Below are 22,049 nucleotides of genomic sequence, written 5' to 3'. Positions count from 1 at the left end.
ACCTCCCAGACGTCTCGTTCCATCATTGGCCGGTGGCTCCTTGCGGGTCAACGAGCCGCACGGCGTCGCCGTCGATCCACACCCCGGCGACATCGGCCGCGGTGCCGAGGGTGAAGGTCTTGCCCAGCGCGTCGTCCGGGTCGCTCGCGTGGCGCAGCGCCACGTCGTAGGTCGAGCCCGGTGCCGGCCGGAGCCAGACCGCGTCGAACCGCTGCCCGACGGAGAGGTGACCCACCTCGGGCAGGTCGAGGGCGGCGGCGCCGGCCGAGGTCGCCAGGTGCAGCAGGTGGGCGGGCGAGAGCGCGTACCCGGCCGCGCCGAGCTGTCGCTGCGTGAAATAGGCCTGCAGGCCCTCCTTCAGCAGCGAGAAGCCCGAGCCCGCCCCGACGTCGGACCCCAGGGCCACCCGGACGCCGTGGTCGACATGCCGGGCCAGCGGGAAGAGCCCGCTCCCCAGCGCGGCGTTGCTCGTCGGGCAGTGCGCGATCGACGCGTTTCGCGCGGCCAGCGTCTCGAGCTCGTCGTCACCCGGGTGGACGTCGTGCGCGAGCACGCTGCGCGGGCCGAGGAGTCCGTGCCGGTCGTAGGTGGCGACGTAGGTGCTCAGGTGGAACAGCCGCGTCACCTGCTCGATCTCCTCGAGGTTCTCGTTGACGTGCGACGTGAACGACGCCCCGGGGACGTCGTCGAGCACCGCCGCGCAGGCCGCGAGGAGCCGGTCGCTGCAGGACAGCGAGAAGCGCGGCGTGACCGCGTACCGGGCTCGGCCGGTGCCGTGCCACCGTCGGGCGAGCCCGGTGCTCTCCTCGTACGCCTTCTCCGACGAGCTGAGCAGCTCCGCCGGCAGGTTGCGGTCGCTGACGACGAGCCCGCTGGTCACGCGCAGCCCGACCGTCGCCGCCGACTCGAAGAGCGCGTCGACCGCGGCCGAGAAGTGCGACCCGAAGACCATCGCGCTGGTGGTGCCCGCCGTCACGAGGCCGGAGACGAAGTCCGTCGCCACCTGGGCGGCGTACCCAGTGTCGGCGAGGCGCCCCTCCTCCGGCAGCGCACAGTGCTCGAGCCAGTCCAGCAACGGCATGCCGATCCTGCCGATGACCCGCACCTGCGGGAAGTGGACGTGCGTGTCGACGAACCCGGGCAGCAGCAGCCCGCCGTCCAGCGCGACGACGTCCTCGTCCGGGTGCGCGCGGCGCAACTCGCCGAACGGGCCTCGCGCCACGATCACACCGTCGCGCACCAGCAGCCCCTCGTCCTGGGACGAGCGCAGTCTCCCTCCGGCGAACGGGTCGTCAGGGGTGTCGAGCACCACACCACGAAACATCGTCATACGTCACCCACTTGCACTTTCACGGTCGATGCCGAGGCGCCATCGTCGCGCGGATCGGAGATCGTCTCAGCATGCGGGCACGACAACAGAGTAGTCGCCAATTGGTCGTGACATGACGAAGCCGTTGTTCAGGATGTGGGCCGGCACGTTCACGGTAGGTACGCCGCCGGGTTCCGGGGTGGCCCTGACGGACCCAGGGACACGTCCTCCCTGTTACCGGCCCGATCGAGCGGGTGTCATGGAGCCATGGATGACACGAGCACGACACTGACGGCGCCCGCGGTGGCGCTGGGCACGTGGGCCTGGGGAGACAGCGGCGAGGCCGGCGACGGCTGGTTCGGCAGCCGGCTGTCCGCATCGGGCCTGCGCGAGGTCGTCGAGAAGGCGCAGTCCAACGGCTTCACCACCTGGGACACCGCCGTGGTCTACGGCATGGGCCGCTCGGAGACGGTCCTCGCCCAGGCGCTGCAGGGCTACGACCGCGGCGAGTACCAGCTGTCCACGAAGTTCACCCCGCAGATCGCGGGCGACGGCGACGACCCGGTCGCGGACATGCTGGAGCAGAGCCTCGACCGCCTGGGCACGGACTACGTCGACCTGTACTGGATCCACAACCCCGCCGACGTGGCGCGATGGACGCCGCTGCTGATCCCGCTGCTGAAGAACGGCACGATCAGGCACGTCGGCGTCTCGAACCACAACCTCGAGGAGATCGCCCTCGCCGACCAGATCCTCGGCGAGGCCGGCTTCCGGGTGCAGGCGGTCCAGAACCACTACAGCCTGCTGTACCGGGGCTCTGAGCGCGCGGGCATCCTCGACCACTGCCGCGAGAACGACGTGCGGTTCTTCTCCTACATGGTCCTCGAACAAGGAGCGCTCACCGGCACGTACGGCCCGGACCACCCCCTGCCCGCAGGCAGCACCCGGGCGGGCGCGTACAACGCCATCCTCCCCCAACTGCAGGCGCTGACCGCGGCGATGGCCGCGATCGGCGCGGACCGGAGCGCGACCGCCGCCGACATCGCCACCGCCTGGGCCATCGCCAAGGGCACCATCCCGATCATCGGGGTCACCAAGCCGGGTCACGTCGACGGCCTGAGCAGGGTCCGCGGCATCGAGCTCGCCGACGACGAGATCGCGGAGCTGGAGGCGCTGGCCGATGCCGCGGACGTCGACACCCGCGGCGGCTGGGAACGCGAGATGTAGCGGCTGGCCGGGTTTCGGCCGTGACATGACGAAGCGGCTGGTCACGGCGCGCGCTGGCGCGGACAGCTCGGCACGAGCGATGACCTAGCGGAGATTCGACCATCTGGCTTGGTCCCGGCGGACAAGATCAGCGACGACCTGGCGCTGGATGTCGCGCCATACCGGGTCGCTGGTCGTCTGACGTGCGACTCGGTCTCCAAGATCTTCGAGCTCGTCGATGATCGCGCCAGCACACCAGACCTGCTTGCGCTTGCGGCTCGTGAGCGGGCGGAGGATGTCGGCCTCAGCCAACTTCTCGATCGCGCTGTAGACCGATGAGGTCGCGCCGCCGATGAGGTCTTCCATCTCTTCGGTCGTGAAGAACGGCACGCTCGGCAGATGGTCGAGTATCTTGCGTGCCGCGCTACCTGATCGCGGCGCCTTGCCCGCCCTCTCGGCGTACATGGCCGACCATTGCTCCGGCAGTTCGGAGAGGCGCCGGGCCGAGGTCTCGGACTCGCGTGCGGACGTGCGCGTCGCGCGAGCAAACGCCCGGATGATCGGACCCCCGTCGCCTTGTCGGTAGGCGGTCAGGACCTCGAAGTACGTGTCCTTCTTCGCTACGAGGGCAGACGCGATCGGGACGACGACGCGAGATGTCACCCCGCGGCGGCGCAGGATCGTGTTGACGAGGGCGCGCCCGATACGACCGTTGCCATCGGTGAACGGGTGGATCGACTCGAACTGGGCATGGGCGACCGCGGCTTGGGCGAGCACGGGTACGTCATCCCGATTGGCGAACTCGAGCAGGTCTGTCATGTACGCCTCGACCGTTTCGGCCGGCGGCGGTACGTAGAGGGTGTTGCGTGGTGCGTAGTCCGAGCCACCGATCCAGTTCTGCATGTCTCGCAGCCGTCCGGCATGGCTTGCTTCGTAGGGGTCGTCGGCCATCAGGATCCGGTGGGCCGTCAGGATGTTTTCGAGAGTGACTGAACCGTGGCCGTCGACAGAGGCGATGAGGCTGTCGAGCGCGTTGGCTGAGGCGACCATCGATGTGGCCGACGCGTTGGACCTCGTCCCGTGTGAGGCGCGGGCGAAGTCCTCCATCGACGCTTCGACCTGCTCGATTTTCGATGATGCCACCGACTCTGCTCGCAACAGCAGCACGGACAGGGCGGTCAGATGCTCCCCGTGGAAGGTGTCGAGACGCGTGATCGCTGTCAGTGCCTCGTCGACCTGGGTCGCGACGAAGGATGGCAGTTCGGGAGCGAAGTCACTGATCCTCGGCGGGAGGCTGACGGTGACCTCGCGCAGCATACGATCCTCGCGACTCCCGCCCTTCTGTGACTGCCGCCATGGCACGACCCGCTCGTCGTGTGCCTCGATCCGAACGTCGAGGCGGATCTCCGGTCGGTCCGCGGTCGGTTGGCGCTCACCTTCACTCACGCTTCCTCCAACCCGGAATCGGCCTGCAGCTATTCTGACTTAGCAACTCTAAGTCAGAATAGTATGGAGTGCATTCCGGCTGGGGTGCGGCGCCGGGCGAGGGCAGCACCCAACGCCGCGCACAGTCCGCATCGACATTGTGGTCTCGGCCGTGACACGACGAAGCGGCTGGTCAGAATCGCTTCTGACCAGCCGCTTCGGCTGTTGAACGCAGTGGAGCTGCCGGGAATCGAACCCGGGTCCTCCGACGCTTCTCCAGGGCTTCTCCGGGCGCAGCCTGCTATGCCTCTACTCGGCTCCGGTGATCACACAGGCAAGTTCACCGTGACGAGCCCAGCCACGTAAGTGTCCCTACCGGTCCCGTGACCGTACCGGTTGGTGAGTCCCCTTGATGATGCCGAACACCGGGGCGGAGACACACCCGGGTCGACAGACTTCCTACTCTGCCTCAGGCGGCGAGAGCGAAGTCAGTGCGCTTAGCGTTGGCACTTGTAACGTTTGCCGCGAGCGTTAACGAGTTAACGCGGCCTCCTCGGCCCGCTTCCCCTGGTTCGACGAACAGAGTCGAAACCGCTCAGCCCCTCTGGAGTTGTCAATCCCCCGGGCGAACCCGAAGGTCCACCAAGGTTACCTGTTTCAACGCCACACAGGCGAGTGAGATTCCCCCGGGCAGAGCGGGCCAGGCGCGCGCGAGCGCAACGAACAGTACAAACAGTTTGTACTACAAACAGTTTGTGCCTCGCAGCCCGCCGCTACTTGCGGGTAACATTGGGTACGACGCCACCGACGAAGGAGGCGCGCATGAGCAGCAGCCAGACCCGCACCCAGCATGTCGACGAGCGCGAGGCGAGGCGGGTCGCCGAGGCCGCCCGCGAGACGCGGTGGGAGAAGCCGTCGTTCGCGAAGGAGCTGTATCTCGGCCGGTTCCGGCTCGATCTCATCCATCCGCATCCGTCGCAGTCGGCCGAGGACGAGGCCGCGACGACGGCGTTCCTGGCCCGGTTGCGCAGCGTGTGCGAGGAGCTCGACGGCGCCGTCATCGAGCGCGAGGCGCGCATTCCCGACGAGTACGTGAAGGCCATGGCACGGGCCGGGGTGTTCGGCATGAAGATCCCGCGCGAGTACGGCGGCGCGGGGCTGACGCAGGTCGGCTACAACCGCGCGCTCATGCTGCTGGGCGGCGTGCATCCGTCCATCGGCGCGCTGGTGTCGGCGCACCAGTCCATCGGCGTGCCGGAGCCGGTGAAGCTGTTCGGCACCGAGGACCAGAAGCGCGCCTTCCTCCCCCGCTGCGCGGCCGGCGCCATCAGCGCGTTCCTGCTCACCGAGCCCGACGTCGGGTCCGACCCGGCCCGGCTGGCCGCGGAAGCCGTTCCGGTCGACGGCGGGCGGTTCTACGAGCTCAGTGGCACCAAGCTGTGGACCACCAACGGTATCATCGCGGAGCTGCTGGTCGTCATGGCCCGGGTGCCCGCGCACGACGGCGGCAAGGGCGGCGTGACGGCGTTCGTCGTCGAGGCCGACTCGCCCGGCATCACCGTCGAGCACCGCAACGCGTTCATGGGACTCAAGGGCATCGAGAACGGCGTCACCCGCCTCGACCGCGTCCGGGTCCCGGCGGCCGACCGCATCGGGCGTGAGGGCGAGGGCCTGAAGATCGCCCTGACCACGCTCAACACCGGCCGGCTGTCCATCCCGGCGCTGTGCACGGCGGCCTCGAAGTGGTGCCTGAAGATCGCTCGCGAGTGGTCGGCGGAGCGGGTCCAGTGGGGCCGCCCGGTCGGCCGGCACGCCGCCGTCGCGCACAAGCTGTCCTACATCGCGGCGACGGCATTCGCGCAGGAAGCCGTCCTCGACCTGTCGGCGCACCTGGCCGACGAGGGCCGGCGCGACATCCGCATCGAGGCGGCGCTGGCGAAGCTGTGGTGCAGCGAGACGGCGTGGCAGGTCGCCGACGAGCTGGTGCAGATCCGCGGCGGCCGTGGCTACGAGACCGCCGAGTCGCTGCGAGCGCGCGGCGAGCGCGCCGTGCCCGCGGAACAGATCCTGCGCGACCTGCGCATCAACCGTATCTTCGAGGGCTCGACGGAGATCATGCACCTGCTGATCGCCCGCGAGGCCGTCGACGCCCACCTGCAGGCTGCCGGCGACATCGTCGACCCCGAGGTGGCGCTGACCGGCAAGGCGAAGGCCGCCGTCAAGGCCACCGGCTTCTACGCCAAGTGGCTGCCGCAGCTCGTCACCGGCGCCGGGCAGCTGCCCACGTCGTACCAGGAGTTCGGCCCCTTGGCGCCGCACCTGCGCTACGCCGAGCGGGCGTCGCGGCGGCTGGCCCGCTCGACGTTCTACGGCATGGCCCGCTGGCAGGGCGGCCTCGAGAAGAAGCAGGGCTTCCTCGCCCGCGTCGTCGACATCGGCGCCGAGCTGTTCGCCATCGCGGCCTGCTGCGTCCGCGCCCGCATGCTCGCCGAGCAGGGCCAGCCCGGCGCCGGCAGGCTCGCCGACGCGTTCGCGCGGCAGTCCCGCGTGCGCATCGAGCGGCTCTTCGACGCGCTGTGGCACAACACCGACGGCTCCGACGAGGCGCTCGCGAAGGCCGTGCTGGCCGGCGAGCACACCTGGTTCGAGGCCGACGTGCTGGACCAGAGCGAGGGCACCGGCCCCTGGATCGCCCCGTCCACGCCGTCCGGAGAGCCCGCTGAGAACCTCGCCCGCCGCGCTCTCTAGGCCCGGCCGGGGCGCCGAAGCGTCAGGGCGGCGACGACGGTGACCGCCATCGCCGCGGCTCCGAGCCAGGCCGCCGCCGCGTACCCACTCTCCGCGGGGAAAGCCGCGCCCGCCGGGGTGTGGGCGGCCAGTGTCAGCCCGCCCAACGCGCTGCCGATCGCGAAGCCGACGCTGCGCACGACCTGGGTGACGCTCATCGCGCTGGAGGTCTCGCCGGTCGGCGTGACGGCGAGGATCACGGCCGGCATCGCCGCGGAGAACACGCCGACGCCCAGCCCGAGCAGACCCATGACGGCGAACGCCAGCCACAGCGCGTCGCGGGTCAGCGCGAACACCACGAGCGCCACCAGCACGGCAGTCGCCCCGGCGGCCAGCAGCGACGACGGCGCCAGCCGCCGCTGCAGCGCCGGCACCACCCGGCCGCCGGCGAACCCCAGCGCTGAGAACGGCACCAGCACCAGGCCCGCGACGAACACGCCGACACCGAACCCGTAGCCCGCTGACGACGGCGTCTGCACATACCGGGTCACCAGCGTCAGCAGCAGGTACATCCCGATCCCGCCCACCAGCATGACGGCGTTCGCCCCGGCCACCGCGTGATGGCGCAGCAGGGCGAGATCGACCAGCGGGGCCGCCGACCGGCGCTCCCGCGCCACCCACGTGACGAGCAGTCCGGCCGCCACCGCCAGCAACGCGACGCCCACCCACGGGCGCTCCGCCCACACCGTCGTCTGACCGATCGCCAGCAGAAGCGCCAGCAACGCCGCACCCAGCAGAGACGCGCCCAGCACATCGACCGCCGCCGACCGCCCGGCCGGCGCCTGCGGCACGGTCCGCCACGCCGCGGCCAACGCGACCGCCGTGATCAGCAGCCCGAGCCCGTACGCCGCCCGCAGCCCCGCCACCGCCGTCAGCAGCCCGGCCAGCGGGTAGCCGATCCCGATGCCGACGGTGGACGCCACCGACAGCAGCGCAATGGTCGACGCCGACCGCGATGCCGGCAGGTGGTCGCGCGCGACCCCCATCATCAGCGCCGTCAGCCCCAGCCCCACGCCCTGCGCCACCCGCCCGGCCAGCAGCCAGCCGAAGCCGGCCGACGGCGGCAGCACCGTCAGCAGGCTCCCCGCCACGACGACGCCCAGGGTGACCAGGACGACCTGGCGGCGGCGCGGGCCGGTGCCGAGCCGGCCCAGCACCGGCGTGGCGACCGCACCGACCAGCAGCGGCGCCGTGAGCGTCCACTGCGCCGCGGCCAGCGAGACGCCGAAGTCGGCCGCCACCGCGGTGATCAGCGGCGCGCCCAGGCTCCCGACGACGGCGACGACCAGCGCGACGAACAGCAGCGCCGGCACCAGGCGACGCTCCAACGCCGTCAGGCCTCCGGTGAGATCAGCGCCCGGGCGTACGCCGCCATCGAGCGCTGGTAGCGCGGCAGGTGCCGGGCCAGGGCGCCGACGGCGACGGAGACGGCCTCGCGCTCGCGGCCGGTGTCGGTCAGGGCCAGCGCCAGCACGCACCGGACGGCGTCGTCGAGGTGGTCGGAGCCGCGCTCGAGCTCCGCCCGCAGCAGCTCGACGCTCTCCTGCGGCCGGCCGAGGTTGCGTACCGAGCTGGCCAGCTGGATCACCGCGCGGCGACGGCGCTCGCCCGGCAGCTCACCGGTCAGCGCCTCGCGGTAGAGCGGCTCGGCGAGGTCGGGCCGGCCGGTCGAGTCGAACGCGCAGGCCCGCTCGAACGCCGCGACCGGATGTCCGGCCGGCAGCTCGGCCGCCAAGCCGTCGATCAGCGCGACGAAGTCGGCCTCCTCGTGGTCGTCGATCAGCGCCCAGGCCGCGGCGACCCGGCCCTCCCAGTCCTCGTCCATGCTCATCGGGCCACCCTCGCACAGGGGCCCTCGCGCTCAGCGCAGGGTCACCGAGCCGGAGTCGGGGACCAGCTCGATCCACACCCGGCCCGGCGGCACGTGCAGGGGCGCGCCGGTGGCGTCGGTGAGCACGAGTGGCGCCGCAGGTGCGGCCTTCGACCAGGCTCCCTCGACGGCGGTGCCGGCGGTGAGCAGGGTCGCGGCGCCGGAGCCGACGAGGACGGTCTCGGGGACCGGGTTGCCGGCCGGGTCCTCGTAGCCGGCGTCGCGGACGGCGACCCGCAGCACCAGGAGCGTCGCCGGGCCGAAGACGTCGCCGGAGGCCGCGCGGTCGCCGTCGAGCACCCAGAGGCCGTCGTTCCAGGTCCAGCTGGAGGTGCGGGCGCCGGAGAACCGGACGTCCACCCCGGCCACCGGTGCGCCCCCGGACGGCGCCGGACCCCACGGCAGGTACGGCCCCACGGGAACACCGGCACCCGTGGGCAGGCCGGCCAGCGCTTCGGCGGGGTCGAGCATGACGTTGTACGGCGCCGGCCGGTCGTGGTCGCGGGACAGCCCGTTGCCGCCGCCGCTCAGCACGGTGACGCCGGCCTCGTCCAGCGCCTTCAGCACCCGCTGCGCCCCGCCCGACGCGACCAGCAGGCCCCCGGCCGGCAGCGCGATGCCGGCGTCGGTCGTGCGTACCGAGCGCACCGGCCCGGCGACCGGCGGCACGGTCGACTGGAACAGCGCGGCCAGCCGGGTCAGCCCGCCCTCGACCAGTTCCTCGACGACGAGGTCGGCCGACGACAGGCCGAGCTGCGGCTCCGCCCCGCCGGTGTTGTCGATCTTCACCACCAGCGCCGGCCGCGCGATGTCGGCGGCCGACGGCGCGGGCAGCCCGGTGAGCGGCCAGACCGGAGCGGGGGTGGGCGTCGGACTCGGCGTGGCGGTCGCGGACGGCGAAGGAACGGAAGCGGACGGCGACGGCGCCGGCGCAGCGGACCCACCGCCGCAAGCGGCCAGCAGCACCGCGAGGCCGCAGGCTGCCGCCGTCGTGACCCGTCGTCGTCGCACCGGAGCGCTCAGCCGCGCCGCCGGGCGTGCGCCATGGCCCGCTCGGCCTCGCGCTTCGCCTCGCGCTCGGCGATGGTGTGCCGCTTGTCGTAGGCCTTCTTGCCTCGGGCCAGCGCCAGCTCGATCTTCGCGTAGCCGTCCTTGAAGTACAGCGACAACGGCACCAGCGTGAAGCCGGTCTCCTTGGTCTTGCCGATGAGCCGCTTGATCTCGTCCTTGCGCAGCAGCAGCTTGCGCGAGCGCCGCGGCGCGTGGTTGTTCCACGTGCCGAGGTCGTACTCGGGGATGTGCACGTTGCGCAGCCAGACCTCGCCGTCGCGGACGTCGGCGTACCCGTCGACCAGCGACGCCTTGCCCGCGCGCAGCGCCTTGACCTCGGTGCCGGTCAGGACGATGCCCGCTTCGAAGGTGTCGTCGATGTGGTACTCGTGGCGGGCCTTGCGGTTCTGGGCCACCACGGTGCGTCCGCGTTCTCGTGCCATGCCCCAAGGATCGCATTTCCGGGGCCGTCGAGACGACTGCGTTTACCGCCCGAGGTAGTTCATCGGGTTCACGCGGTCGCCGCCGACGTAGAGCATGAAGTGCAGATGGCAGGCCGTCGAGCTGCCGGTCGTGCCGGAGTAGCCGATGACCTCGCCCTGCGACACGCTCTCGCCGTCGCGCACCGCGAACCGGGACAGGTGGCTGTAGGTCGTGACCATGCGCCGGTGGGCGACGGCGACCTGGTTGCCGTAGGCGCCCCGGTAGTAGGCCCACTCGACGGTGCCCGCGGCGGCCGCGCGGATCGGCGTCCCGCAATAGGCGCGGAAGTCGGTGCCGTCGTGCAACTTGTAGACGCCGGTGACCGGGTGGACCCGCATGCCGTAGGGCGAGGTCACGTACGGGTTCGCGGTCGGGAAGGCGAGCGTGACCGCGGACCCGCCGCCGCCGCCACCGCCGCCACCGCCGCCTCCGCCACCACCGGAGCCGCCCCCGCCACCACCGCCGCCGCCGGAGTTCTGGTTCTCCTCGGCCTCCTGCTCGGCCTGCTCCTGCTGCGCCTCGATGGCGGCGATCTCGGCCTCGATGCGGTCCCGCTCGGCCGCGTACTGCGCGGCCTGGGCCTGGTCGCCGGCCTGGGCGGCGACGGCGGCCGTGCGGGCGCCGTCGCGGGTGGCGATGAGCTGGTCGACCTGCGCCTTCGCGGCCGCGGCGGCGTCGCTGGCGGCCTGGGCGGCGTCGCGGGCGGCCTGGGCCTCCTGCTCGCGCCGCTCGGTCTCCTGCAGCGTGTCCGCCGCCTGCTGGCGGGCCACCTCGGCCGCGGCCTCGAGGTCCTCGAGGACGACGCGCTCGTTGGCGAGCTCGGCGCGGTCCTCCTTGAGGTCGGTCATGATGCTGTTCTCGGCGGTCAGCACGGACGTCGACGCCGCGGCGCGCGCGGCCAGCTCGTCCATGCTGTCGGCCTGCATGAGGATGGTGAGGCTGGCGAGATCGGCACCGACACCACGGGTGTAGGCGTCGACGGCGACCTGGCTGATCGAGGCGCGCTTGCCGTCGATGCGCTGGGTGACGTCGTCGATCTTGACGACCTGGTCGGCGACCTTCTTCTCGGCCTCGGCCAGCTTCTCCGCCGCCGCCTCGTCCGCGGCCCGCGCGGCGACGACCTCGCCGCGGGCCACCTCGAGCTGCTGCTCGGCGGCGGCGAGTCCCTGCTGGGCGGTGGCGAGGCCGGCCTGCGCGGCCGGCAACTGCGCCGTCGCCGCCTGGAAGGCCTGCGTGGCGTCGGCGAGGGCCTGGGTGGAGTGGGCGAGCTCGTCCTGGGCGCGCTCGAGCCCCTGCTGCGCCTCCTTGAGCCGCCGCTCGGCGTCGGACGTGGCGACTGCCTGGGTCAGCCCCGTACAGAGCAGCCCGACGGTGACGGCGAGCACGGTGACGCGCCGCACCCACGAAGTCCCACTAGTCACAGCCTTCACAGCGGCCCCCTTCGTACCACTCGTGCATGACCGTAACATCAATCACTCTGGCCGCGAAGGAGGCCACGAGAACTACACGACTGTCATTCGTGCAGGCGAGAGCCGCAAGAGGCCGCAAACCGGGTCAAGAGGGAGTTTCACCCTGATGACTCATCGCGAGCCGGGATCGGGGCCGTGAGGGCCTTGGCACGGCCGCGGCGACCCCTTGGCACGCCGGAAGCGAGCTCGGGCGCCCGAATTATCCCGGTTCGTGGAGCGCTCCAGCGTGCCAAGGCTCGAGGGAGCGCGCACGAACGGCATCGACGTGAGATCTCTGCGAATACTCGCGAACCGGCGCTTGCAGCGCAGGACGGGACGGCTACACGCGCAGGTAGCGGCGCAGCGTGATGAACGACGCCAGCATCGAGATGAAGACGCCGGACAGCAGCAGCCACGGCGTCGCCGACCAGACGTCACTGCTGTCGACCCATGAGGTGAACTGCAGGTTCGGCGCGATGAACCGGCCGACGACGAACTCGACCCCGCCGAACAGCGCGATGACGCCGAACAGCGACCCCAGCAGGCCGGCGATGGCGGCCTCGAGGATGAACGGGAGCTGGATGTAGAAGTTCGACGCGCCGACCAGACGCATGATGCCGGTCTCGCGGCGGCGGTTGAACGCGGCCAGCCGGATGGTGTTGCCGATGAGCAGGACGGCCGCCACGATCTGGATGCCCGTGATGACGAACGCGGCCAGCTGGAAGCCGGAGAGCGTCCGGAACAGCGGCTCGAGCAGCTGGCGCTGGTCGGTGACCTCTTGCACGCCCGCCAGGCCGGAGACGGCCGAGACGACGCCGTCGTACTCCTCGGGGTCCTGCAGGGCGACGCGGAACGACTCCGGCAGCTGGTCCGGCGTGATGATGCCGCCGATGTCGGAGTCGTCGAACTGCTCGCTGAACCGCTCGAACGCCTGCTCCTGGTTCTCGTAGAAGACCTCGTCGACCTCGGGGTGCGACTCGAGCGTCTGCCGGATGGCGTCGCGCTGCGCGTCGGTGACGGCGCCGTCGGCGCACCCGGCCCCCGTCGAGAACTCGTTGCACATGAACACCGAGATCTCGATGCGGTCGTACCAGTAGCCCTTGGTGGTGTCGGCCTGCGACCGGACCAGGAGCCCGGCGCCCAGCATGGCGATGGAGATCGCGACCACGATGACCAGTGCGATGGTCATCGTCAGGTTGCGGCGCAGGCCGGTGGCGATCTCGGACAGGACGTACTGGAAGCGCATGGTTTCTTCCGGGTCGAGGGGTACGGGGTGAGGGCGGCGTCAGCGGGTGTAGCCGTAGACGCCGCGCGACTGGTCGCGGACCAGCTTGCCGTGCTCGAGCTCGATGACGCGCTTGCGCATCTGGTCGACGATGGACTGGTCGTGGGTGGCCATGACCACCGTGGTGCCCGTGCGGTTGATGCGGTCGAGCAGCTTCATGATGCCGACGCTGGTGCCGGGGTCGAGGTTTCCGGTCGGCTCGTCGGCGAGCAGGATCAGCGGGCGGTTGACGAACGCGCGGGCGACGGCGACACGCTGCTGCTCGCCACCGGAGAGCTGGTCGGGCATGCGGTCCTCCTTGCCGTCGAGCCCCACGAGCTCGAGGACGGCGGGGACGTCGCGGTTGATCTGCCGGCGCGGCTTGCCGATGACCTGCAGCGCGAACGCGATGTTCTCGAACACCGTCTTGTTCGGCAGCAGCCGGAAGTCCTGGAACACCGTGCCGATGCGGCGGCGCAGGTGCGGGACCTTCCAGTTGGACAGGCGGTGGAGGTCCTTGCCGGCGACCCGGATGCGGCCCGCCGTCGGCTTCTCCTCACGCAGCGTGAGTCGCAGGAATGTCGACTTGCCGGACCCGGACGGCCCGACGAGGAAGACGAACTCGCCCTTCTCGATCTCGAGGGACAGACTGTCCAGCGCCGCCTGGTTCTGCGTCGGATACAGCTTGCTGACGTTGTCGAAAAGGATCACGATGCCTCGCCGATCTGGATGTGAGACGCTCCCGCGATGGCCCTGACCGCCTGAAGCTCGTCTGTGAGTGTACGTCCGGTGGTCACCGCACGCTGGGAGAACCAACGCGGCGTGGCGCCGCGAAGGTTCCCGTGCCCGGAACTCGCGCTCACTGCGACTCGGCCTGCTCCTGCTGCTTGCGCCAGCGGATGCCGGCCTCGAGGAAGTCGTCGATCTGCCCGTCGAACACGGTGGTGGGGTTGCCGACCTCGTGCTCGGTACGCAGGTCCTTGACCATCTGGTACGGGTGCAGGACGTAGGAGCGCATCTGGTCGCCCCAGGACGCCTTGACGTCGCCGGCCATCTCCTTCTTCTGCGCCTGCTCCTGCTCGCGCTGCAGGAGGAGCAGGCGGGACTGCAGGACGCGCATGGCGGCGGCACGGTTCTGGATCTGCGACTTCTCGTTCTGCATCGACACCACCAGGCCGGTCGGCAGGTGGGTGATGCGCACGGCGGAGTCGGTGGTGTTGACGCTCTGCCCGCCGGGACCGGACGACCGGAACACGTCGATGCGGATGTCGTTCTCAGGGATCTCGACGTGGTCGGTGGTCTCGATGAGCGGGATGACCTCGACCGCCGCGAACGACGTCTGCCGGCGGCCCTGGTTGTCGAACGGCGAGATGCGCACCAGCCGGTGCGTGCCCGCCTCGACCGACAGCGTGCCGTACGCGAACGGCGCCTTGACCTCGAAGGTCGCGGACTTGAGGCCGGCCTCTTCGGCGTAGGAGGTGTCGAGGACCTCGGTCTTGTAGCCGTGCCGCTCGGCCCAGCGCAGGTACATGCGCAGCAGCATCTCGGCGAAGTCCGCGGCGTCGACGCCGCCGGCGCCGGAGCGGATGGTGACGACGGCCTCGCGCTCGTCGTACTCGCCGGAGAGCAGCGTGCGGATCTCGAGGTCGGAGAGCACCCGCCGGACGTCGTCGATCTCGCGCTCGGCCTCGGCCAGGGCGTCGGCATCGCCCTCGTCGCGGCCCAGCTCGACCATGACCGGGAGGTCGTCGATGCGCTGGCGCAGGTCGGTGACCTTGCGCAGCTCGGCCTGCAGATAGGAGAGCTGGCTCGTGACCTGCTGCGCCTGCTCGACGTCGTCCCACAGGTCCGGCGCGGCCGCGTGGGCCTCGAGGTCGGTGATGCGCTCGCGCATCTTGTCCGGCTCGAGGACCTTCTCGATGCTGGCCAGGGTCTGCGAGAGTTCCGAGATCTCGGCGTCCATGTCACGTGCTGCCACGTCGCACAAGGGTACGCGCTGCCGCGCGCATTCCAGGAACGACGACGTCCCGGCACGCCAGCGTCGCCTGAGATCAGGCAACACCGCACGGCGTTCCATGTCGCGATTCACGTCCGACACGTCTCTTGACGTGTGTCGGGGCCGACACTAGGTTGCCGTCATGAAACGGCATGCCATGCTGTTGCGAGGGTGGTGCGCCCGACGTGGGTGATCGAGCGGAGATCGCGATCTGGGCGGCCGCCTCGCCGTTCCTGCCCCACGCGCTGGGCACCATCGACCAGGCCGGCGTGCCGTCCGTGGTCCTGCCCGACGAGCCCGACGGCGCCGCCCTCGCCACCGCGGCCGGCGCGGCCGCCCTGGTCGTCGGCGGGGCGGACGTCACACGCGAGCTGCTCTCGTCGCTGCCCGGCCTCGGGCTGGTCGTCCGGGCGGGCGTCGGCGTCGACCGCATCGACCTCGTCGCCGCGACCGACCTGGGCATCGTGGTCACCAACGTCGCCGACTACGCGACCCACGAGGTGGCCGATCACGCCGTCCTGCTCATGCTGGCCGCGACCCGCCGGCTCGGGCACTTCCAGGCGGCGGGCCGCGACGGCGCCGACTGGCTCGCCGTCGAGCGCCCACCGGTCCTGCGGCTGCACGGAAGCCGCCTCGGCGTCGTCGGCCTCGGCCGCATCGGCTCGGCGACGGCGCTGCGCGCGCGGGCGCTGGGCATGGAGGTCGTGGCACACGACCCGTTCGTCGGCCCCGACGCCTTCGACCAGGCCGGCGCCGTGGCCGTCGCGTTCGACGAGCTGCTGGCCACGAGCGACGTCGTCAGCCTGCACACGCCGCTGACGGCGGACACCCGCCACCTCCTCGGCCGGGCCGCGTTCGCGCGGATGCGCCGGAACCCCGTCGTGGTCAACACCGCGCGCGGCGGCCTCGTCGACACCGCCGCCCTGGTCGAGGCGCTCGACGGCGGCATCGTCCGGGCCGCGGGGCTGGACGTCCTGGAGGGTGAGCCCGACGTGTCCCGGCACGCCGCGCTGCTGGACCGCACCGACGTCGTCGTCACCCCGCACGTCGCCTGGTACTCGCAGGGCTCCGAGGAGCAGCTGGGCACGACGGCGGCCCGGATCGCCCTCGACTTCGTTCGGCGCGGCGTCCGCCCGCCCGCCCTGAACCCGGCCGTGACCCCGTCGTGAACCCGACCCGTGAGGTGACATCGTGACCCAGACCGAGCCCCTCCCCGCGTTCCCGATGGCGCGGCCGTCGCCGTTCGACCCGCCCGAGGGCTACGCCATCGTCCGCGACCAGGGCGGGCTGGCCCGCGTCCGGCTCTTCGACGGCCGGACCGCCTGGCTGGTCACCGGCTACGACGAGGTCCGCTCGCTACTGTCGGACCCGCGGATCAGCGCCGACCGCAGCCACCCCGGGTTCCCGTTCCCGACCGCCGGCCGCGAGGCGCTGGAGCGGTCCGGGCGCACGTTCATCACCATGGACCCACCCGAGCACGGGCGGCTGCGCCGGGTGTTCACCCGCTACTTCGCGGTCAAGCGCGTCGAGGCGTTCCGGCCGATGGTCCAGGGCATCGTCGACGAGCTGGTCGACGACCTCCTGGCCACGCCGCCGCCCGTCGACCTCGTCCCGGCGCTGGCGCTCGAGGTGCCCGCACGCACGATCTGCCGCGTGCTGGGGATGCCGCTCGAGGACCGCCACCACGTCCAGGCCCTCGACCACCGGCGCAACACCCTCACGACCTCGCCCGAGGACGTCCTGCGCGCGACGGAGGAGATGCTCGCCTACGCCGACGCGCTGATCGAGCGCAAGCGGCGCGAGCCCGCCGACGACCTCGTCAGCGCGCTGGTGGCCGACCAGCTCGACGCCGGCGCCGTCAGCCGCGAGGAGCTGATCGCGGCCGTCCGGCTGCTCATCACCGCCGCCCACGAGACCACCGCCAACATGATCGCGCTCAGCATCGCGACCCTGCTGCGCCACCCGGACCAGCTGCGCGAGCTGCAGCGCGACCCGTCGTTGATCCCCGACACCGTCGAGGAGCTGCTGCGCTACATCAGCATCTTCCACATCTCGCCGACGCGGGTCGCCGTCGAGCGCATCGAGATCGGCGGGCACGTCATCGAGCCCGGCGACGGCGTCATCACGGCGGTCGCCGGGGCCAACCGCGACGACACCGCGTTCCCCGACGCCGCCCGGTTCGACCCGCACCGCGAGGCCCGCCACCACGTCGCCTTCGGCTACGGCGTGCACCAGTGCCTGGGGCAGCCGCTGGCGCGGGTCGAGCTGCAGACGGTGCTCGAGACGGTGTTCCGGCGCATCCCGTCGCTGCGGCTCGCCACGGACGACGGGTCGCTGGCGATCAAGGAGTACGCGTTCCTGAGCCTGGCCTCGCTGCCGGTGACCTGGGAGGAGCAGTCGTGAGGATCCTCGTCGAGATCGACCGCTGCGTCGGCGGCGGGCAGTGCGTCATGGCCGCGCCGGACGTGTTCGACCAGGACGACGACGGTCTCGCCGTCCTGCTCGACGACGATCCCCCGGCCGACCAGGCCGACGACGTGCGGCTCGCCGCCCGGCTCTGCCCGGCCCGCGCCATCACGGTGGACGGTTGACGCCGCCGCGGCGCATCGTCGTCGTGGGCGCGTCCGCGGCCGGGCTGACGGCGGCGGAGTCGCTGCGTGCCGACGGGTTCGACGGCGAGCTCACCGTCGTCGGCTCCGAGCCGCACCTCGCCTACGACCGGCCGCCGCTGTCGAAGCAGCTGCTCGCCGGCGCGTGGGCGGCGGACCGGCTGGAGCTGCTGCCCCGCGACCGGTACGACGACCTCTCCATCGGCTGCCGCCTGGGCGCGGCGGCGACGGCACTGGACGTCGCCGGGCGGACGGTGCGGGTGGGCGGCTCCGACGGCGACGGCGACGGCGTTGACGGCGTCGAGCTGGGCTTCGACCGGCTGCTCATCGCCACCGGCGTCCGCCCGCGCACCTGGCCGGGCACGGACGGGCTGCGCGGTGTGCACGTGCTGCGCACGCTCGACGACACCGTCGCGTTCAAGGCGGCCGCCCACGACGCCGGGCGCGTCGTCGTCATCGGGGCCGGGTTCCTGGGCGCGGAGGCCGCGGCGACGCTGCGCGGACTCGGCATCGACGTGACGCTCGTGGACCCGTCGCCGGCGCCGATGCTGCGCCAAGTCGGCCCCGTCGTCGCGGGGCTGCTCGCCGACCTGCACGCCGAGCACGGCGTCGACCTGCGGCTGGGCCGATCGGTGGCGGCCATCGAGCGTGACGGCGACCGGGTCACCGGGGTGCGGCTGGACGACGGCGCGCGGTTCGCGACGACCTGTGTGCTGGTGGCGATCGGCACGACCCCGGCGACCGAGTGGCTCGCGGGCAGCGGGCTCGATCTCGCCGACGGCGTCGGCTGCGACGCGTGGTGCCGGGCCGCGCCGGGCGTCTTCGCCGCCGGCGACGTCGCCCGCTGGTTCCACCGCGGCCGCGGCGCCAGCCTGCGGGTCGAGCACCGCACCAACGCGACCGAGCAGGCCATGGCCGCGGCCCGGGCCATGCTGGACCCGGGCGATCCGTACGAGCCGGTGCCCTACGTCTGGAGCGACCAGTACGACACCAAGCTCCAGACCTACGGCGAGACGACGGCGACCGACCGGTTCGCGGTGATCAGCGGCTCGATCGACGAGCGCCGCTTCGTCGCCCTCTACGGCCGCGCCGAGCGGGTCGTCGGCGCGCTCGGCTGGCGGTCGCCGCGAGAGCTGCTGCGCGCCCGCGCCCTGGTGGCCGACGGCGTCCCCTGGAGCGAGGCTGTCGCCGCCTGATCGCGAAGATCACGAGGGAGTTCTCCCCGCTATAGCGGGAACGAGTCCCTCCCGACGCCACCGGCCGAGGCGTCAGGACGGGCCGGTGATCGGCTCGGGGAGGCCGGCGACCTTAGCGACGAGGCGGATGCTCGACTCGAAGACGGCGTCGCGCAGTTCGATCGGGAGCCACTCGAGGTGGCCGTAGGCCTCGAGGCTGGCGAAGCCGTGCATGCTCGACCAGCAGTGCAGCATGGCCTGGAAGGTCTCCGGCGGCACCGGCGGGCCGTCGATGGGCAGCTGTTCCTTCGGCTCGTGGTGCTCGGCCAGCAGCCGGGCGATGGTGCCGTCGTCGCCGAGCATGGGCTTGCGCAGGACACCGGCTTGGGCGGCCTCGTAGAACAGCGACTTGAGCTGCGCCATCGCGCGGCGGGCAGCCTCCGTCGTGGGGCCCTCCTCGGGCGCGTGGTAGCCGGGGACGGGCGGGCCGAGGATCAGCGCGAACCGCTGCGGCTCCTCGCGCGCCCAGCGGCGGTAGGACTGCGCGACGGCGGTGAAGCGGCCGCCGGGGTCGTCGAGGGGGACCTGGTCGCGGGCGGCGGCGACGGCGGTGCCGAGGTCGTCGTAGGCGTCGACGATGAGCGCGGTGAGCAGCTCGTCGCGGTCGGCGAAGTAGCGGTACAGCGCGGGCGCCGTCATGCCCATGAGCCGCGCGATGTCGGAGAACCGGAAGTCCGTGGTGCCTTGCTCGCGCATGAGGCCCATCGCGGTCTGCTTGATCTCCTCGATGGTCGCGGCGCGGGCGCGCTCGCGGCGCGACGGCGGCCGCTCCGGCCCACTGCCGGCCTCGTTCACCGGATCCACCATCCGTGCCACCTCCTCGTGACGCCCGTAGGCCGAAATGCGTGAAGCATCGTCACAGACGTGAACCCTCTTGACAAGTTTCGCCGCCTCGTGTTTGTTATGAAGCATAACAGTTCTAACGCTACGTCACGTAACGCTCGAGGGGCAGAACCGATGACCCAGTCCACCACCGACGACGAGCGGCCGGCTGCCGCTCCCCCACGACCTGGCGTGCTCGGCCGGCTGGCCGGCGTCTCCTACCGCCGCCGCGGCCGCGTGGTCGCCGCCTGGGTGGTCGCCATCGCGGCCGCGTTCGGGCTCTCGGCGGCCTTCGCCGGCGAGTTCACCGCCGACTACTCCGCACCCGGCTCGGACTCGCGGCAGGCGCAGGACCTGCTCGAGGAGCGCTTCCCCGCGCAGTCCGGCGACACCATCGACGTCGTCGTCCGCGCCGACGGCGCCGTCACCGACCCCGAGGTCCAGGCCGATGTCACCGCGCTGCTCGACGAGCTGCGCACCCAGCCGCACGTCGTCGCCGTCGACGACCCGTACACCACGCCCGGCGGCATCGCGCAGAGCGGCGACATCCTCGTCGCCACCGTGAACCTCGACGTCGTCCTGCCCGACGACATGCCGGTCGAGGAGACCGAGGAGCTCCTGGCCATGGCCGACGCGGCCGAGCGGCCGGGTCTCGAGATCGCGCTCGGCGGGCAGACCGTCGCGCTGGCCGAGCAGGGCGAGATCGGCTCCGAGGCCATCGGCATGGCCGCCGCCGCGGTGATCCTGCTCATCACGTTCGGCTCGGTGGTCGCGGCCGGACTGCCGCTGATCGTCGCGGTCGCCGGGCTCGCGCTCAGCGGCGCGCTCACCGGCATCGTCGCCGCCCTCGTCGACGTGCCGGACTGGTCGACGGCGCTGGCCACGATGATGGGCATCGCGCTGGGCATCGACTACGTCCTGCTCATGGTCACGCGATTCCGCGAGTGGCGGGCCGCCGGACTGGCCCCGGAGCGGGCCACCGTCGCGACGCTCGACACCGCCGGCCGCGCCGTCATGGTCGCCGGCAGCACCGTCATGGTGAGCATGCTCGGCCTGTTCGCCATGGGCCTGTCGTTCATGCAGGGCGCAGCGCTCGTCACCATCGTCGCCGTCCTCATCGTCATGGCCGCGGCCGCGACGCTGTTCCCGGCGCTGCTCGGGTTCTGGGGCGGCTGGGTCGACCGGCTGCGCCTTCCGCTCGGCCGCCGCGGCCGGACGGTGCAGCTGGCCGCCGGCGGGCACGTCGAGCCGTCGCGCACCTGGCTGCGCTGGGGCACGCTGGTCGACCGGCACAGCATCGTCGCGACGGTGGTGGGTGTCGGCCTGCTGCTGGCCCTCGCCGCGCCGTTCCTGGGCGTCCGGTTCGGCTTCCCCGACGCCGGCAACAGCCCCGAGGACCGCACCTCGCGACAGGCCTACGACCTGCTGTCCGACGGCTTCGGCCCGGGCGCCAACGGCCCGCTGCTGCTCGTCGCCGACCTCGACGACCCGAGCGACGAGGCGGCGCTGCCGGCGCTGGCCGAGTCGGTGACGGGGACCGCCGGTGTCGCGGCCGTCATGCCCCCGGTCGTCAACGAGGCCCGCGACGCCGCGCTGCTCACCGTCCTGCCCACCACCGGCCCGCAGGACGGCACCACCGAGGACCTGGTGCACACCCTGCGCGACGACGTCCTTCCCGACGCCGGCGTCGAGGTGCACGTCGGCGGCGTGACGGCGACCGCCATCGACTCCACCGAGAACACGGCCGAGCGGCTGCCGCTGCTGATCGGCGGCGTCGTGATCCTCTCGATGGTGCTGCTGCTGGTGTCGTTCCGCAGCATCGTCATCCCGATCACGGCCGCGCTGATGAACCTGCTCTCCGTCGCCGCCGCGTACGGCGTGGTCGCGCTGGTGCTCGAGGGCGGGTGGGCCGGGCGACTGGTCGGCATCGACACCGAGACGCCGATGCCGGCGTTCATCCCGGTGCTGGTGTTCGCGGTGCTCTTCGGCCTGTCGATGGACTACGAGGTGTTCCTCATCAGCCGAATGCGCGAGGCCTGGACCCGCACGGGCGACAACGCCCGGGCGATCGTCGAAGGGCTGGCCGGCACCGGGCGCGTCATCACCGCCGCGGCGGCGATCATGGTGGCGGTGTTCGCGGCGTTCATCCCGAGCCCCGAGGTGTTCCTCAAGGTCATCGGCGTCGGCATGGCCGCGGCGATCCTCGTCGACGCCACCGTGGTGCGGATGCTGCTGGTGCCCGCCGTCATGCACCTGCTCGGCCGGGCGAACTGGTGGCTGCCGTCCTGGCTCGAGCGCCGGCTTCCCCAGCTGCACGTCGAGGGCCGGCCGGAGCTCTACCTCCCCGACGCCGACGGCGACACCCGCGGCGCCGGCGAGCCGGAGCTCACCACCGCGAGGTAGTGCCAACGATGGCGGGTGGTTTGGTGGCGCCATAGCCCCACCAAACCACCCGCCATCACCGTCGACGCGCGTTGTCGGTACCCGCCCGTAGGGTGGGCACCCTCCCAACCGGGCGGGGACCACACCCACCCCAAGCCGACGT

Annotated in this window: 18 protein-coding genes and 1 other RNA gene; 7 read left to right on the top strand and 12 right to left on the bottom strand. The window is 71.9% G+C overall.

Annotated features, from left to right (window positions below):
* Positions 1-22: 22 nt before the first annotated feature.
* Positions 23-1,330 (bottom strand): guanine deaminase, encoded by a 1,308-nt coding sequence (locus HD601_RS15450; protein WP_184823242.1) that lies wholly within the window; start codon positions 1,328-1,330, stop codon positions 23-25.
* Between the two features lie 246 nt (positions 1,331-1,576).
* On the opposite strand from HD601_RS15450, the gene HD601_RS15445 reads away from it, so the two are divergent.
* Complete coding sequence (locus HD601_RS15445; protein WP_184823240.1) at positions 1,577-2,536, top strand: aldo/keto reductase; 960 nt, start codon at positions 1,577-1,579, stop codon at positions 2,534-2,536.
* Positions 2,537-2,620: 84 nt separating this feature from the next.
* Here the strand turns inward: HD601_RS15445 and HD601_RS33845 are convergent, their stop codons facing one another.
* Both HD601_RS33845 and ssrA read right to left on the bottom strand, forming a co-directional pair.
* Positions 2,621-3,961, bottom strand: a complete 1,341-nt coding sequence (locus HD601_RS33845) for a Fic family protein (protein WP_221441012.1) — start codon at positions 3,959-3,961, stop codon at positions 2,621-2,623.
* A 211-nt stretch (positions 3,962-4,172) separates the two neighbouring features.
* Positions 4,173-4,543: a transfer-messenger RNA gene (ssrA, locus tag HD601_RS15435) on the bottom strand.
* Between the two features lie 219 nt (positions 4,544-4,762).
* Between ssrA and HD601_RS15430 the strand changes: the two genes are divergently transcribed.
* Positions 4,763-6,688 carry an acyl-CoA dehydrogenase family protein gene (locus HD601_RS15430; protein ID WP_184823238.1) on the top strand — a complete coding sequence of 642 codons (1,926 nt, stop codon included), beginning with the start codon at positions 4,763-4,765 and terminating at the stop codon, positions 6,686-6,688.
* Here HD601_RS15430 and HD601_RS15425 read toward each other — a convergent pair.
* From HD601_RS15425 to prfB, 8 genes are all read right to left on the bottom strand, one after another.
* Positions 6,685-8,064 carry an MFS transporter gene (locus HD601_RS15425; protein WP_343076504.1) on the bottom strand — a complete coding sequence of 460 codons (1,380 nt, stop codon included), beginning with the start codon at positions 8,062-8,064 and terminating at the stop codon, positions 6,685-6,687. The two genes, HD601_RS15430 and HD601_RS15425, sit on opposite strands and share 4 nt — an antisense overlap.
* Positions 8,061-8,558 (bottom strand): tetratricopeptide repeat protein, encoded by a 498-nt coding sequence (locus HD601_RS15420; RefSeq protein WP_184823236.1) that lies wholly within the window; start codon positions 8,556-8,558, stop codon positions 8,061-8,063. The genes HD601_RS15425 and HD601_RS15420 overlap by 4 nt, the downstream gene beginning before the upstream one ends.
* 30 nt (positions 8,559-8,588) lie before the next feature.
* Positions 8,589-9,608 carry a DUF3048 domain-containing protein gene (locus tag HD601_RS15415; protein WP_184823234.1) on the bottom strand — a complete coding sequence of 340 codons (1,020 nt, stop codon included), beginning with the start codon at positions 9,606-9,608 and terminating at the stop codon, positions 8,589-8,591.
* An 8-nt stretch (positions 9,609-9,616) separates the two neighbouring features.
* The gene (gene smpB / locus HD601_RS15410) at positions 9,617-10,090 is read right to left on the bottom strand and encodes an SsrA-binding protein SmpB (RefSeq protein ID WP_184823232.1); all 474 of its coding nucleotides are present in this window, start codon (positions 10,088-10,090) and stop codon (positions 9,617-9,619) included.
* 42 nt (positions 10,091-10,132) lie between these two features.
* Complete coding sequence (locus tag HD601_RS35760) at positions 10,133-11,530, bottom strand: peptidoglycan DD-metalloendopeptidase family protein (RefSeq protein WP_184823230.1); 1,398 nt, start codon at positions 11,528-11,530, stop codon at positions 10,133-10,135.
* 388 nt (positions 11,531-11,918) lie between these two features.
* Complete coding sequence (gene ftsX / locus HD601_RS15400) at positions 11,919-12,824, bottom strand: permease-like cell division protein FtsX (protein WP_184823228.1); 906 nt, start codon at positions 12,822-12,824, stop codon at positions 11,919-11,921.
* Between the two features lie 39 nt (positions 12,825-12,863).
* On the bottom strand, positions 12,864-13,553 hold the full coding sequence (gene ftsE, locus HD601_RS15395) for a cell division ATP-binding protein FtsE (protein ID WP_131987948.1): 690 nt from the start codon (positions 13,551-13,553) through the stop codon (positions 12,864-12,866).
* A gap of 148 nt (positions 13,554-13,701) precedes the next feature.
* On the bottom strand, positions 13,702-14,805 hold the full coding sequence (gene prfB / locus HD601_RS15390; protein ID WP_184829904.1) for a peptide chain release factor 2: 1,104 nt from the start codon (positions 14,803-14,805) through the stop codon (positions 13,702-13,704).
* A 218-nt stretch (positions 14,806-15,023) separates the two neighbouring features.
* Between prfB and HD601_RS15385 the strand changes: the two genes are divergently transcribed.
* From HD601_RS15385 to HD601_RS15370, 4 genes are read left to right on the top strand one after another with little or no spacing between them, the layout of a single operon-like run.
* The gene (locus tag HD601_RS15385) at positions 15,024-16,007 is read left to right on the top strand and encodes an NAD(P)-dependent oxidoreductase (protein WP_184823226.1); all 984 of its coding nucleotides are present in this window, start codon (positions 15,024-15,026) and stop codon (positions 16,005-16,007) included.
* Between the two features lie 22 nt (positions 16,008-16,029).
* Positions 16,030-17,241, top strand: a complete 1,212-nt coding sequence (locus tag HD601_RS35755; RefSeq protein ID WP_221441009.1) for a cytochrome P450 — start codon at positions 16,030-16,032, stop codon at positions 17,239-17,241.
* Positions 17,238-17,429: a ferredoxin gene (locus HD601_RS15375; RefSeq protein WP_184823224.1), complete on the top strand. Its 192-nt coding sequence runs from the start codon at positions 17,238-17,240 to the stop codon at positions 17,427-17,429. Before HD601_RS35755 ends, HD601_RS15375 begins: the two co-directional genes overlap by 4 nt.
* A complete protein-coding gene (locus tag HD601_RS15370) occupies positions 17,426-18,643 on the top strand; it encodes an NAD(P)/FAD-dependent oxidoreductase (protein ID WP_184823223.1) in 1,218 nt (405 codons plus the stop codon). The genes HD601_RS15375 and HD601_RS15370 overlap by 4 nt, the downstream gene beginning before the upstream one ends.
* A 72-nt stretch (positions 18,644-18,715) precedes the next feature.
* On the opposite strand, the gene HD601_RS15365 is transcribed toward HD601_RS15370, so the two are convergent.
* Positions 18,716-19,489, bottom strand: coding sequence for a TetR/AcrR family transcriptional regulator (locus HD601_RS15365; protein ID WP_184823221.1), 774 nt, complete (start codon positions 19,487-19,489; stop codon positions 18,716-18,718).
* Positions 19,490-19,639: 150 nt separating this feature from the next.
* On the opposite strand from HD601_RS15365, the gene HD601_RS15360 reads away from it, so the two are divergent.
* The gene (locus HD601_RS15360) at positions 19,640-21,907 is read left to right on the top strand and encodes an MMPL family transporter (RefSeq protein ID WP_184823219.1); all 2,268 of its coding nucleotides are present in this window, start codon (positions 19,640-19,642) and stop codon (positions 21,905-21,907) included.
* The last annotated feature ends 142 nt before the right edge of the window (positions 21,908-22,049 follow it).

The sequence above is a fragment of the Jiangella mangrovi genome, from assembly GCF_014204975.1.
Taxonomy (GTDB): Bacteria; Actinomycetota; Actinomycetes; order Jiangellales; family Jiangellaceae; genus Jiangella; species Jiangella mangrovi.
The sequence above is the reverse complement of the archived record's forward strand: the minus strand, read 5'-3'. Positions and strand labels throughout refer to the sequence as shown.

Coding starts and splice junctions, on each gene's coding strand:
- HD601_RS15450 (WP_184823242.1), bottom strand. CDS start 1,330: ATGACGATGTTTCGTGGTGTGGTGCTCGACACCCCTGACGACCCGTTC.
- HD601_RS15445 (WP_184823240.1), top strand. CDS start 1,577: ATGGATGACACGAGCACGACACTGACGGCGCCCGCGGTGGCGCTGGGC.
- HD601_RS15430 (WP_184823238.1), top strand. CDS start 4,763: ATGAGCAGCAGCCAGACCCGCACCCAGCATGTCGACGAGCGCGAGGCG.
- HD601_RS15420 (WP_184823236.1), bottom strand. CDS start 8,558: ATGAGCATGGACGAGGACTGGGAGGGCCGGGTCGCCGCGGCCTGGGCG.
- smpB (WP_184823232.1), bottom strand. CDS start 10,090: ATGGCACGAGAACGCGGACGCACCGTGGTGGCCCAGAACCGCAAGGCC.
- ftsX (WP_184823228.1), bottom strand. CDS start 12,824: ATGCGCTTCCAGTACGTCCTGTCCGAGATCGCCACCGGCCTGCGCCGC.
- prfB (WP_184829904.1), bottom strand. CDS start 14,805: ATGGACGCCGAGATCTCGGAACTCTCGCAGACCCTGGCCAGCATCGAG.
- HD601_RS15365 (WP_184823221.1), bottom strand. CDS start 19,489: ATGGTGGATCCGGTGAACGAGGCCGGCAGTGGGCCGGAGCGGCCGCCG.
- HD601_RS15360 (WP_184823219.1), top strand. CDS start 19,640: ATGACCCAGTCCACCACCGACGACGAGCGGCCGGCTGCCGCTCCCCCA.